Annotated in this window: 11 protein-coding genes and 2 pseudogenes; 4 read left to right on the top strand and 9 right to left on the bottom strand. The window is 71.6% G+C overall.

Annotated features, from left to right (window positions below; genetic code table 11):
- Positions 1-102: 102 nt before the first annotated feature.
- The 6 genes from ABZ923_RS02650 to dxr form a co-directional block, all read right to left on the bottom strand.
- Positions 103-1806: a proline--tRNA ligase gene (locus ABZ923_RS02650; protein ID WP_361465779.1), complete on the bottom strand. Its 1704-nt coding sequence runs from the start codon at positions 1804-1806 to the stop codon at positions 103-105.
- A gap of 73 nt (positions 1807-1879) precedes the next feature.
- Positions 1880-2410, bottom strand: coding sequence for a GNAT family N-acetyltransferase (locus ABZ923_RS02645; protein ID WP_361465776.1), 531 nt, complete (start codon positions 2408-2410; stop codon positions 1880-1882).
- A 20-nt stretch (positions 2411-2430) separates the two neighbouring features.
- A complete protein-coding gene (locus tag ABZ923_RS02640) occupies positions 2431-3279 on the bottom strand; it encodes a GNAT family N-acetyltransferase (RefSeq protein WP_361465801.1) in 849 nt (282 codons plus the stop codon).
- 117 nt (positions 3280-3396) lie between these two features.
- Positions 3397-4554, bottom strand: a complete 1158-nt coding sequence (gene ispG, locus ABZ923_RS02635; protein WP_361465773.1) for a flavodoxin-dependent (E)-4-hydroxy-3-methylbut-2-enyl-diphosphate synthase — start codon at positions 4552-4554, stop codon at positions 3397-3399.
- A 170-nt stretch (positions 4555-4724) separates the two neighbouring features.
- Positions 4725-6029 carry a site-2 protease family protein gene (locus ABZ923_RS02630; protein ID WP_361465770.1) on the bottom strand — a complete coding sequence of 435 codons (1305 nt, stop codon included), beginning with the start codon at positions 6027-6029 and terminating at the stop codon, positions 4725-4727.
- Positions 6026-7297, bottom strand: a complete 1272-nt coding sequence (gene dxr, locus ABZ923_RS02625) for a 1-deoxy-D-xylulose-5-phosphate reductoisomerase (RefSeq protein WP_361465767.1) — start codon at positions 7295-7297, stop codon at positions 6026-6028. The genes ABZ923_RS02630 and dxr overlap by 4 nt, the downstream gene beginning before the upstream one ends.
- A gap of 149 nt (positions 7298-7446) precedes the next feature.
- Between dxr and ABZ923_RS02620 the strand changes: the two genes are divergently transcribed.
- Positions 7447-7905 (top strand): lamin tail domain-containing protein, encoded by a 459-nt coding sequence (locus ABZ923_RS02620; protein ID WP_361465764.1) that lies wholly within the window; start codon positions 7447-7449, stop codon positions 7903-7905.
- Here ABZ923_RS02620 and ABZ923_RS02615 read toward each other — a convergent pair.
- Positions 7902-9836 carry an acyl-CoA dehydrogenase family protein gene (locus ABZ923_RS02615; RefSeq protein WP_361465761.1) on the bottom strand — a complete coding sequence of 645 codons (1935 nt, stop codon included), beginning with the start codon at positions 9834-9836 and terminating at the stop codon, positions 7902-7904. The two genes, ABZ923_RS02620 and ABZ923_RS02615, sit on opposite strands and share 4 nt — an antisense overlap.
- Before the next feature lie 399 nt (positions 9837-10235).
- Here ABZ923_RS02615 and ABZ923_RS02610 point away from each other — a divergent pair, with 399 nt between their 5' ends.
- A complete protein-coding gene (locus ABZ923_RS02610; protein WP_361465758.1) occupies positions 10236-11285 on the top strand; it encodes a LacI family DNA-binding transcriptional regulator in 1050 nt (349 codons plus the stop codon).
- 62 nt (positions 11286-11347) lie between these two features.
- Here the strand turns inward: ABZ923_RS02610 and ABZ923_RS02605 are convergent, their stop codons facing one another.
- Positions 11348-11470 carry a hypothetical protein gene (locus ABZ923_RS02605; protein WP_361465756.1) on the bottom strand — a complete coding sequence of 41 codons (123 nt, stop codon included), beginning with the start codon at positions 11468-11470 and terminating at the stop codon, positions 11348-11350.
- 16 nt (positions 11471-11486) lie between these two features.
- Here ABZ923_RS02605 and ABZ923_RS02600 point away from each other — a divergent pair.
- Positions 11487-11594 (top strand): annotated as a pseudogene (locus ABZ923_RS02600) (hypothetical protein); the annotation flags it as partial.
- Between the two features lie 106 nt (positions 11595-11700).
- A pseudogene (locus ABZ923_RS02595) lies at positions 11701-12531 on the top strand (fibronectin type III-like domain-contianing protein); the annotation flags it as partial.
- 88 nt (positions 12532-12619) lie between these two features.
- On the opposite strand, the gene ABZ923_RS02590 reads toward ABZ923_RS02595, so the two are convergent.
- Positions 12620-12895 carry a hypothetical protein gene (locus ABZ923_RS02590; RefSeq protein WP_361465753.1) on the bottom strand — a complete coding sequence of 92 codons (276 nt, stop codon included), beginning with the start codon at positions 12893-12895 and terminating at the stop codon, positions 12620-12622.
- Between the last annotated feature and the right edge of the window lie 63 nt (positions 12896-12958).

Raw genomic sequence — 12958 nt, 5'->3', positions numbered from 1 at the left:
CTCTTGCTCGTGATTTTATATCAGCGGTTTCAAAAACCCAGCCGCCCGCGCCCCGGGGCGGGGGGGGGGCCCCCCCGGGGCGGCCCCCCCCCGTCCGCGTCGTCAGGCCGTGAGGCGGGCGATCGCGTCCTCGACCGAGAGCTCCTCGCGCTCGCCGGTCCTGCGGTCCTTCAGCTCCAGGACGCCTTCGCCGGAGCGGCGGCCGGCGACCAGGATCTGGGGTACGCCGATCAGCTCGGCGTCGGTGAACTTCACGCCCGGGGAGACCCCGGCCCGGTCGTCCACCAGGACGCGGACGCCCGCGGCGGCGAGCTTCTCGGCGACGTCGAGGGCCAGCTCGGTCTGCAGGGCCTTGCCGGCGGCGACGACGTGCACGTCGGCCGGGGCGACCTCCTTGGGCCAGACCAGGCCGTGCTCGTCGGCGGTCTGCTCGGCGAGCGCGGCGACGGCACGGGAGACGCCGATGCCGTAGGAGCCCATGGTGACACGGACCGGCTTGCCGTTCTGGCCGAGGACGTCCAGCTTGAGGGCGTCGGCGTACTTGCGGCCCAGCTGGAAGATGTGGCCGATCTCGATGGCGCGGTCCAGCTGCAGACCGGTGCCGCACTTCGGGCAGGGGTCGCCGTCCTGCACAACCACGACGTCCACGTACGCGTCGACCTCGAAGTCCCGGCCGGCGACGACGTTCTTCGCGTGCGTGTGCTCCTTGTTGGCACCGGTGATCCAGGAGGTGCCGGGGGCCACGCGCGGGTCGGCGATGTACGTGATCTTCTCGCCCAGGCCCTGCGGTCCGACGTAGCCGCGGACCAGGTCGGAGCGCCCGGCGAAGTCGGCCTCGGTGACCATCTCGACGGCGGCCGGGGCGAAGTGCGCCTCGACCTTGTCCATGTCCACCTCGCGGTCGCCGGGCACGCCCACGGCGACGATCTCGCCGTCCACCTTGACCAGGAGGTTCTTCAGCGTGGCGGAGGCCGGGACGCCGAGCGAGGCGGCCAGCGTCTCGATGGTGGGCGTGTCGGGGGTCGGGATCTCCTCCAGCGCGGGCACGGCCGAGCCGTCGACCGGCTTCAGCGCGTACGTGACCGCCTCCGTGTTGGCGGCGAAGTCGCAGTTCGGGCAGTCCACGAAGGTGTCCTCGCCGGCCTCGGCCGGGGCGAGGAACTCCTCGGACTGGGAGCCGCCCATGGCGCCGGCGGTGGCCGCGACGATGCGGTAGTCGAGGCCGAGGCGCGCGAAGACGCGCTGGTAGGCCTCGCGGTGCAGGGCGTAGGACCGGGCGAGGCCCTCGTCCTCCGTGTCGAAGGAGTACGAGTCCTTCATCAGGAACTCACGGCCGCGCAGGATGCCGGCGCGGGGGCGGGCCTCGTCGCGGAACTTGGTCTGGATCTGGTACAGGATCACCGGCAGGTCCTTGTAGGACGTGCACTGGTCCTTGACCAGGAGGGTGAAGATCTCCTCGTGGGTGGGGCCGAGGAGGTAGTCGCCGCCCTTGCGGTCCTTGAGCCGGAACAGCTCCTGGCCGTACTCGTCCCAGCGGCCGGTGGCCTCGTAGGGCTCACGCGGCAGCAGGGCGGGCAGCGAGACCTCCTGGGCGCCGATGGCGTCCATCTCCTCGCGCACCACGCGCTCGACGTTGGCGAGGACCTTCTTGCCGAGGGGCAGCCAGCTCCAGATGCCGGCGGCCGTGCGGCGGACGTAGCCGGCGCGGACGAGGAGCTTGTGGCTGAGGACCTCGGCGTCCGCCGGGTCGTCGCGCAGCGTCTTCGCCATCAACTGGGACATGCGCTGGACCGGTGCGTTGGCCATGGTTCTCGTACTCCTGCCGGGTAAAGGTGATGGCATGGAGGTTAGCCGGGCCGCCCGTGCCGGTGGAAATCGGTTAACGCCTGCGCAGCGGCAGCGGGGCGCCCATCACGGCGTACGGTCGCGGTGCGCTCGGGAAGTGCACCCGGCGGGCGAGGTCGACGTAGCCGAGGGCGTGGTACAGGCCGCGGGCGGGGCTGTCGGTGTCGATCGCGGAGAGGATCGAGCGGGGTTCGGCGGCGGTGTCGGTGATGGTGGTGATCAGCCGCCGGCCGATGCCGCGGTTCTGGTGGTCGGGGTGGACGTGCAGTTCGGTGATGACGAAGGAGTCGTCCAGCCAGAAGTCGTTGCCGTTGGCGCGGAGGTAGGGCTCCACGACGGTGGACCACCAGTGGGTGCGGCTGTTGGGCATGCCGTAGACGAATCCGATCAGCCGTCCGCGGCTGGTGGCGCCGAGGGCCCGTGCGCCGTGGTACTGCATGTGGCGCTGGACGATCTGCCGGCGTACGGCGACTTCGTCCGGTCCGAGCCCGAAGGCGACGGCCTGGACGGCCAGGGCCTCGTCCACGTGGGCAGTGAGGTCCAGGGGGCCGATCACGAGGTCCATGCCGGGAGCGTACAGGGCAGTCAGAACAGAATGCTCATGAAGGCTCCCACCTCGTGGAACCCCACCCTGCGGTACGTCCTGCGCGCCGCCGTGTTGAAGTCGTTCACGTACAGGCTGACCACGGGGGCGAAGTCCGCGAGGGCATAGCGCAGGACCGCCGCCATGCCGGGGGCCGCGAGGCCCTGTCCCCGGTACTCGGGGGCCACCCAGACGCCCTGGATCTGGCAGGCGTGGGGGGTCGCGGCGCCGATCTCCGCCTTGAACACGACCCGGCCCCGGTCGTCGACGCGGGCGAAGGAGCGGCCGGAGCCGACGAGTTCGGCGACCCGGGCCTGGTACAGCAGCCCGCCGTCGCCGGCGAGCGGCGACACGCCGACCTCCTCGGTGAACATCGCGACGCACGCCGGCATGATCGTTTCCATCTCGTCCTTGCGGACGCGGCGGACGTACGGGTCCGGGGCGATGCCGGCCGGCATCCGGTCGGTGACCATCAGCGGCTGGCGGGCGCGGACCTCGCGGGCCGGGCCCCAGTGCGGTTCCAGCAGCCGCCACAGCTGGGCGGTGGCCTCGGCGGGGCCGACGATGGAGGAGCAGCGGCGGCCGGCCCGCCGGGCGCGGTCGGCGAAGGCGCGGACCGCGCGCGGGGTGGCGCAGATGGGGACGAGGTTGGCGCCCGCGTAGCACAGCGACGTGAGCATGCCGTCCTCGTACCAGCCCCACATCTCACCGCCGAGCCGCCAGGGGTCGAGGCCCGCGACCTGGACCCGGGAGGTCACGAAGGCGTTGGCGACCGGCTCGCGGTCGAGGACGGCGAGCGCGGCGTCCAGGTCACTCGGTTCCAGGACCCGGGAGGTGGTCTGGGTCAGCACGTGCGGGGCCTCACGGTCGGACATTGCCTGATCCACGCACTGTACCTGCCGGAATTCCCCCGCGCCGCCCCCGGTCCGACGGGTGCGGGGCCGGCAGGCGACCTCCCCGCCCGGGGGTCAGCCCGCCACCGACACCGACGGCTCGCCGGAGGTGACGCCGTCCTTCTCCATCTGCTCGGCCAGCTTCATGGCCTCCTCGATCAGGGTCTCCACGATCTTCGACTCGGGGACGGTCTTGATGACCTCGCCCTTGACGAAGATCTGGCCCTTGCCGTTGCCGGAGGCGACGCCGAGGTCGGCCTCGCGGGCCTCGCCGGGGCCGTTGACGACGCAGCCCATGACGGCGACGCGGAGGGGGACCTCCATGCCGGTGAGGCCGGCGGTGACCTCTTCGGCCAGCTTGTAGACGTCGACCTGGGCGCGGCCGCAGGACGGGCAGGAGACGATCTCCAGGCCGCGCTGGCGCAGGCCGAGCGACTGCAGGATCTGGAGGCCGACCTTGACCTCCTCGACGGGCGGGGCCGACAGGGAGACGCGGATGGTGTCGCCGATGCCCTGGGAGAGGAGGGCGCCGAAGGCCACGGCCGACTTGATCGTGCCCTGGAAGGCGGGGCCGGCCTCGGTGACGCCGAGGTGGAGGGGGTAGTCGCAGCTCTCGGCGAGCTGGCGGTAGGCCTCGATCATGACGACCGGGTCGTTGTGCTTGACCGAGATCTTGATGTCGCGGAAGTCGTGCTCCTCGAAGAGGGACGCCTCCCAGAGGGCCGATTCGACCAGGGCCTCGGGGGTGGCCTTGCCGTACTTCTGGAGCAGGCGCCGGTCCAGGGAGCCGGCGTTGACGCCGATGCGGATCGGGGTGCCGTGTTCCTTGGCGGCCCGCGCGATCTCCTTGACCTTGTCGTCGAACTGCTTGATGTTGCCGGGGTTGACGCGGACCGCGGCGCAGCCGGCCTCGATGGCGGCGAAGACGTACTTGGGCTGGAAGTGGATGTCCGCGATCACCGGGATCTGGGACTTCCTCGCGATGGTGGCGAGGGCGTCGGCGTCGTCCTGGGTGGGGCAGGCCACCCGGACGATCTGGCACCCGGACGCGGTCAGCTCGGCGATCTGCTGGAGGGTGGCGCCGATGTCGGACGTACGGGTCGTGGTCATCGACTGGACCGAGACCGGCGCGTCCCCGCCGACCGGCACGCTTCCGACCTGGATCTGCCGGCTCTTGCGGCGCTCGGCGAGCTTGGTCGGAACGGACGGCATGCCGAGAGAAATCGCAGTCATCTGCTGTGCAACCCCAAGTCGTGGATCAAGGTCCGGTCCCGTGAAACGGCGGGCTCCAGGCTTCGAGATTACGGCACCGGCCCGGGCGTCAGCACATCCCTCCCGCAAAGCCACCCATTGGGAGGCGGCCCGGAACCACCGGGTCCCGGGCCGCCGTGAACGAGGGGTGGCTAGGAGATTTTCACCGGGTTGACCACGTCGGCGATCAGCACCAGGACGGTGAAGCAGACGAAGATCCCGGCCACCACGTACGCCACCGGCATCAGCCTGGCGACGTCGAACGGACCGGGGTCGGGCCGGCGCAGCACCCGGGCCAGGTTCCGCCGCAGCGACTCCCACAGGGCGCCCGCGATGTGCCCGCCGTCGAGCGGGAGCAGCGGGAGCATGTTGAACAGGAACAGGGAGAGGTTGAAACCGGCCAGGACGAAGACGAACATCGCCAGCTGCTGCGAGGCGGGGATGTCCAGGGTGGCGATCTCGCCGGTGACCCGGGCCGCGCCGACGATGCCCATCGGGGAGTCCGGTTCGCGCGGGCCGTCGCCGAAGGCGGCGTCCCACAGGGCCGGGATCTTTCCGGGCAGGGCGACGAGGGAGTCGACGGCGTCGCCGACCCGGTCGGTCATCCAGGTCACGGACTCGCCGAAGTCCTGCTTGACGACGCCGGTGGCGGCGCTGAAGCCGAGGAAGCCGGCCTTCACGTACTGGCCCTCGACGTACCCGCCGCCGGAGTCCTTCTTGGCGACCATGTTGGTGGCGATCTTCGCGTGCAGGGTGAGCTGCTTGCCGTCCCGCTCGACGACGATCGGCACGGTCTTGCCCGCGCTGACCCGGATGAGGTCCGACAGGGTGTTCCAGTCCTTGGTCGGCTTGCCGTCGAAGGAGACGATCTCGTCGCGCTTCCTGATGCCGGCGGCCGCGGCCGGGGAGGCCGGGTCGGACTTCTTGCAGCTGTCGCGGTGCTCGCTCTGCGCGATGACGCAGGGCGAGACGGAGGAGACGGTGGTGGTCTGCTGCTGGATGCCGAAGCCCATCAGCACGGTGAGGAACAGGCCGATGGCGAGCACCAGGTTCATGAAGGGGCCCGCGAACATGACGATGACCCGCTTCCACGGCTTGCGCGTGTAGAACATGCGCGTCTCGTCACCCGGCTCGAGTTCCTCGAAGGCCGCCGAGCGGGCGTCCTCGATCATGCCGCGCCACGGGGAGGTGGAGCGGGCGGTGACCCGGCCGGAGTCGTCGGGCGGGAACATCCCGATCATGCGGATGTAGCCGCCGAGCGGAACCGCCTTGATGCCGTACTCGGTCTCGCCCTTCCTCCGCGACCAGATGGTCGGGCCGAAGCCGACCATGTACTGCGGGACGCGGATGCCGAAGAGCTTGGCCGTGGACAGGTGCCCCAGCTCGTGCCACGCGATCGAGACGAGCAGGCCCACCGCGAAGACCACTATGCCGAGGATGAACATCAAGGTCGTCATGCACGCGCCTCCGCGGTCGCCGTCGTGGCTGTGAGTTCGCGGGCCCGGGCCCGCGCCCAGGTCTCCGCTTCGAGGACGTCCGACACGGTGAGCGAGGTTCCCGTGACCGGGGTGCCGTGCTCCTCGACCACCCGGGTGACGGTCTCCATGATCCCGTTGAAGGGCAGGGCGCCGCTCAGGAAGGCAGCGACGCACTCCTCGTTGGCGGCATTGAACACCGCCGGGGCCGTGCCCGCGAGCCGCCCCACGTGCCGGGCGAGGTTCACCGAGGGGAAGGCCTCGTCGTCCAGCGGGAAGAACTCCCAGCTGGAGGCCTTGCTCCAGTCGAAGGCGGGCGCCGCGTCGGGGACGCGTTCGGGCCAGCCCAGACCGATGGCGATGGGCCCGCGCATGTCCGGGGGCGTCGCCTGGGCGATCGTGGATCCGTCGGTGAACTCGACCATCGAGTGGACATACGACTGCGGGTGCACGACCACCTCAATGCGGTCGAAGGGAATGTCGTAGAGCAGGTGTGCCTCGATGACCTCCAGTCCCTTGTTGACGAGGGTCGCGGAGTTGACCGTGATCACCGGGCCCATCGCCCAGGTGGGGTGGGCGAGGGCGTCGGCGACGGTGACGTGGGCCAGCTCGTCCCTGGTCCGGCCGCGGAACGGGCCGCCGGAGGCGGTGACGACGAGCTTGCGCACGTCGGCCCGGGTGCCGGCGGCGAGCGCCTGGAAGAGGGCCGCGTGCTCGGAGTCGACCGGGATGATCTGGCCGGGCTTGGCGAGCGCCGTGACCAGCGGGCCGCCGACGATCAGCGACTCCTTGTTGGCGAGCGCGAGGGTGCGGCCCGCCTCCAGGGCGGCGAGGGTCGGGGCGAGCCCGATGGAGCCGGTGATGCCGTTGAGCACGGTGTGGCAGGGGGAGGCGGCGACCTGGGTGGCCGCGTCGGGTCCGGCGAGGATCTCGGGCAGCGGCTCCCCGCTGCCGTACTCGGCGGCGAGCGCCTCGCGCAGCGCGGGTACGACGTCCTCGCGGGCGACCGCGACGGTCCGCACCCGCAGCCGGTGCGCCTGCTCGGCGAGGAGCGCCACCCGGCCGCCGTTCGCGGAGAGGGCGGTGACCCGGAAGCGGTCGCGGTTGCGCAGCACGAGGTCGATGGCCTGGGTGCCGATGGATCCGGTGGAGCCGAGGATCACCACGTCCTTGGGGCCGTCCCCGGGGGCGGGGTCGTAGACGAGGTGGGGGTCGGCGAGGGGTGCCGGACGGGCGGGACTGTCGGTCATCCCCCCATTGTGGCCGCAACCGGTGACGGCCCGGACAGCGCGTCCCTCGGCCGGGTGCCTCCTCCGGGCTTTGTGGAGTCATCGTGAAGATCATGTGATAACACTTCGTTCCACATGATTCGCGGACGACATCCTGGGGGGATCTCTCCATGCGTACTGTGCGCATACGCGCGGCCCTGCCCGCTCTCGCCGGCGCGGCCCTGCTCACCGGCACCCTGCTCAGCACCCCGGCCGAGGCCGCCGGGGGCGTGCGGATCCACCACGTGTGGTTCGACAGCCCCGGCAGCGACAACCGCTCCAACAAGAGCCTGAACGCCGAGTGGGTGCAGCTCAGGAACACCAGCGGTTCGGCGGTCTCGCTCAAGGGCTGGGTGCTGAAGGACGCCTCCAACCACAAGTACGTCTTCGGCAACGTCAGGATCGGCGCCGGCAAGTACCTGAAGGTCCACACCGGCAGCGGCTCGGACACCGCGTCGGACAAGTACCAGGACCGCCGTGCCTACGTCTGGAACAACGACAAGGACACGGCGACCCTGACCAAGGCGAGCGGCAGCAAGGTCGACACCTGCTCCTGGACGACGCGGGACCCGAGCGACACGTACTGCTAACCGCCGAACGGACGGCGGGCGTTCTCGCGCGTGGCGGGTCCGGGGGTCGCGTCCGCGATCCACGGTCCCTCGCCCGACGGGTCGAGGACGCCCTCCTCCAGCCAGGTGTAGGCGCCGGCGAGGACGGCCCTGACCACCTTGCGGTCCAGGTCGTCGGTGTTGCTCCACAGCCGGCCGAAGAGTTCGTCCACCCGGATGCGGGCCTGGCGGCAGAAGGCGTCGGCGAGCTGGTAGGCCTCGCGGCCGTGCTCGCCCTCGCGCCACAGCCGCTCGGCGCGGACGCAGGCCGCGCTCATCGCGAACAGCTCGGCGCCGATGTCCACGATCCGGCCGAGGAAGCCCTGCTTGGTCTCCATCCGGCCCTGCCAGCGGGACATGGCGTAGAAGGTGGACCGGGCCAGCTTGCGGGCCGTGCGCTCGACGTAGCGCAGGTGCCCGGAGAGGTCGATGCCGTGCTTGAACTCGCCGTACGCCGTCGGCAGCTGACCCGGTCCGGCGACCAGCTTCGGCAGCCACTTGGCGTAGAAGACGCCCGCGTTCGCGCCCGCCCTGGCCTTGGCGGACAGCGGCTTGTCAGGGTCGATGAGGTCGCCGGCGACCGACAGGTGGGCGTCGACGGCCTCGCGGGCGATCAGCAGGTGCATGATCTCCGTGGAGCCCTCGAAGATGCGGTTGATGCGCAGGTCGCGCAGGATCTGCTCGGCCGGGACCGGGCGTTCGCCGCGCGCCCGCAGCGACTCGGCCGTCTCGTAGCCGCGCCCGCCGCGGATCTGGACCAGCTCGTCGGCCATCTTCCAGGCCATCTCGGAGCCGTAGAGCTTCGCGAGGGCGGCCTCGATGCGGATGTCGTTGCGGTCCTCGTCGGCCATCTGCGAGGACAGGTCGAGCACGGCCTCCAGCGCGAAGGTGGTGGCCGCGATGAAGCTGATCTTGGAGCCGACGGCCTCGTGCAGCGCGACCGGCTTGCCCCACTGCTCGCGCTCCGCCGACCACTCACGGGCGATCTTCAGGCACCACTTGCCGGCGCCCGCGCACATCGCGGGCAGCGACAGCCGCCCGGTGTTCAGCGTCGTCAGCGCGATCTTCAGGCCCGCGCCCTCGGGGCCGATCCGGTGGGCGGCCGGGACCCGGACCCGGTGGAAGCGGGTGACGCCGTTCTCGATGCCCCGCAGCCCCATGAAGGCGTTGCGGTTCTCGACGGTGACGCCCTGGGCGGTGCCCTCCACGACGAAGGCGGTGATGCCGCCCTTGTGCCCCTCGGACTTCGGCACCCGCGCCATGACCACGAGCAGGTCGGCGACCACCCCGTTGGTGGTCCACAGCTTCACGCCGTCGAGGACGTAGTGGTCGCCGTCGGGTACGGCCGTGGTGGCCAGGCGGGCCGGGTCGGAGCCCACGTCCGGCTCGGTGAGCAGGAACGCGGAGATGTCGGTGCGGGCGCAGCGGGGCAGGAAGGCGTCCTTCTGCTCCTGGGTGCCGAACAGCTTCAGCGGCTGCGGGACGCCGATCGACTGGTGGGCGGAGAGCAGCGCGCCGACGGCGGGGCTGACGGAGCCGACCAGGGCGAGGGCCTTGTTGTAGTAGAGCTGGGTGAGGCCGAGACCGCCGTACTTGGGGTCGATCTTCATGCCGAGGGCGCCGAGTTCCTTCAGGCCGGCGACGACCTCGTCGGGGATGCGGGCCTCGCGCTCGATGCGGGCGGAGTCGATCTCCGTCTCGCAGAAGGCGCGCAGTTTCGCCAGGAACTCCTCGCCGCGCCGGACGGATTCCTCGTCGGGGAGCGGGTGGGGGTGGATGAGGTCGAGCCGGAAGCGCCCGAGGAACAGTTCCTTGGCGAAGCTTGGCTTGCGCCAGTCCTGTTCCCGGGCGGCCTCCGCCACCCTGCGGGCCTCGCGCTCGGTGACGGTGGTGCGTGGGGTGGTGGCGGTCATGGGAGGCTCACCTCGCCGCAAAGAGGGACGACTGGGACCGTTCGTTACCGACCAGTGCTACTGGATCGTTGGTACCCGAAACGGGCCGACCTCACCACCCCTCGCGCGTCCCCCGGGCCGGTCCCGGCCGCGCGGGAGGCGGTGGCGGGGCGCCCGCGGCCCGGGAAGTCCCCGCCGCCGGCCCCCATGGCGGAGACTTGGGCCGAACGGGTGGTTCGGTGACGTCGCGGGACGGCTCCGGCGCCGGAGGGCGCAGGGGCTGCGCCACAGAGGTAGCTGTCGAAGCGCTTCGACACCTATGGACACCCCTGGGACCCTGGAGTTAGGGTCATTCACACCCTGACACACCCTGTCGGATGCGCGCAGCGTCGGAGCGCTTCACAAAGCTTGGAGAGCGGGATGGTCACCCTTGCCGAGGTCGCCCAGCACGCCGGAGTCTCGGCGAGCACGGTGAGCTACGTCCTCAGCGGCAAGCGGTCCATCTCCGCCACCACCCGGCAGCGGGTCGAGCAGAGCATCCGGGAACTCGGCTACCACCCGAACGCGGGCGCCCGCGCCCTGGCCGGCAAACGGTCGAACATCATCGCGCTGATGATCCCGCTGCGCACCGACATGTACGTGCCGGTGATGATGGAGATCGCCATCGCGGTGGCCACCACGGCCCGCACGCACGGCTACGACGTCCTGCTGCTCACCGGCGAGGAGGGCCCCGACGCGGTGCGCCGGGTCACCGGCAGCGGGCTGGCCGACGCGATGATCCTGATGGACGTCGAGCTGGAGGACGAGCGGCTGCCGCTGCTGCGGGGCGGGGGTGCCCCCGGTCGGGCGAAGTCGGGACCGGGGGACGACCAGCCCTCCGTGCTCATCGGTCTGCCCGCCGACACCACCGGCCTGACCTGCGTGGACCTGGACTGGAACGCGACCGGCGCGCTGTGCGTGGAGCACCTCGCGCAGCTCGGTCACCGGGACGTCGCCGTCATCGGGGAGGCCCCGGCCGTCTACGAGCGGCACACCGGCTTCGCCGAGCGCACCCTCGACGGACTGCGCACCCGGGCCCGCGAGCGGGGTCTTCGGCTGCTGCACCGGCCGTGCGAGGGCGGGTACGACGCGATGGCCCTCACCCTGGCCCGGATCTTCGACGAGCGCCCGGGCACGACCGGGTTCGTCGTGCAGAACGAGTCGGCGGTGGAGCCGCTGCTCGCGCTGCTGCGGCAGCAGGGCCGGGCCGTGCCCGAGGACGTGTCCGTGGTCGCGATCTGCCCGGACCAGGTCGCCGTCCAGGCCTCGGTGCGGCTGACCTCGGCCGCCATCCCCGCCCAGGAGATGGGCCGGCAGGCCGTGGAGCACCTGGTGGCCAAGCTGGACGGGCGGGGCGGCGACGAGGTCGTGCTGCTCGCGCCCCGGCTGACGGAGCGGGCGAGTTCGGGTCCGGCGCCGACCGTCTCCTGACGTCCCGCCGCTCCCGCCCCGCCCGGAGGGGCCGGCCCTCGCGAGGGAGCCAGCGCCCGTGGTCAGCTGCTGCTGACGGTCAGGTTGTCGGTGGTGAAGTCCAGCCCGCCGAGGGCGACCGTGCCCTGCGAGCTGCGCACCCGGGACGACCGGGTCGGCCTCAACGTCTGGTCGCCGACGGTCAACCTGCTGCGCCACCCGTTGTGGGGCCGCAACGAGGAGGGCTACGCGGAGGACCCGAAGCTGACCTCGGCCATCGCCACGGCGTACACGCACGGCCTGCGCGGCGACCATCCCCGGTACTGGCGTACCGCACCCGTGCTCAAGCACTGGCTGGCGCACAACAACGAGACCGACCGGGCCACCTCGTCGGCGTCCGTACACCCCCGGGTGCTGCACGAGTACGACCTGCGCGCCCGACCTGCTCGACTACGACGTGATCGGCAGCCGACAGACCTACCTCTACTTCGAGGGCACCCCGCTCTTCCCCTTCGGCCACGGACTGTCGTACGCGTCCTTCGGCTACGCCGGCCTGGCGGTCCGGGTGGAGACCGACTCGGTACTGGTGAGCTGCACCGTCACCAACACCGGCGGGCGGACGGCGGACGAGGTGGTCCAGCTCTACGGCCGGGCGGTGGACCCGTCGGTGCCCCGGCCGCGCCGCGAGCTGCTGGAGCACCGCCGGATCACGCTCGCCCCCGGCGAGACGGCCGCCGTCTCCTTCGAGGTCCCGCTGTCCGCCCTGGAGTTCTGGGACGTGCGGCAGGGCGGCTGGCGCCTGGAGCGGGGCCCGTACGAGCTGCTGGTGGGCGCCTCCAGCGAGGAGGTGCGCCTGCGGACGACCGTGCACCTCGACGGGGCCGCCCCGGCTCCCCGCGCGGTGCGTGACCGGGGCCTGCCCGGCGCCGGCTTCGACGAGCAGTCCGGCATCGCGATCGTGGACCGGACGCGGACGGCGGGCGACGCGGTGACCCCGGCCCACGACGGCACGGCCGAACTGGTCTACCGGGACTGCGACTTCGGCGCGGGGGTGCGCGAGGTGACCGCACGGGTGGCGGGCGAGGGCACCCTCGAACTCGCCCTGGACGGCGGCCCCGTGCTGGCGGCCCTCGGCCTGGAGACCCCCACGGCCGACGCCTACACGTACACCACCCTGGCCGCCGGCCTGGTCACCGAGGGCGTCCACGACGTCCGCCTCAGACTGCGCGGCCCGCTGCGGCTCGCGCACGTCGGCTTCTCCGGTTGAGGGTCCGGGGAGGCACGAGACCATGAGGGGCCCGGCACCGGAAGGCACCGGTGCCGGGCCCGGTGGAGGCAGACGTGCCCCGTCACCGCTAGCGGACCAGGATGATCACGACGGATCCGTTGTCGAAGCGGTGGTCGAAGCGGTGATCGAACCGGTGGTCGAAGCGATGATCGAAGCGATGATCGAAGCGGTGATCGAAGCAGCGCCAGCCGTGGTGACCCCAGCACCAGTCGTCGGTGACCTGGGTGGGCGCGGCAGGGGCTGCCGCCGAGGCCGTGCCTGCTGCACCGATCGCGGCGCCGCCGGCCATCAGCAGGCCGGCCGCGGACGCCGCGAAGAGGCGCCTCGCGCGTGATGCTCGCATGATGGCCCTCCTTCTTCCCTCAGGGTGCGCCCCTACTTTCCTTACGTCCGCGGAGCCTTTCCG

It is taken from the genome of Streptomyces sp. NPDC046881 (genome assembly GCF_040645015.1).
GTDB lineage: Bacteria > Actinomycetota > Actinomycetes > Streptomycetales > Streptomycetaceae > Streptomyces.
Note: the sequence above shows the minus strand (reverse complement) of the source record. Positions and strands in the feature narration are given on the sequence as shown.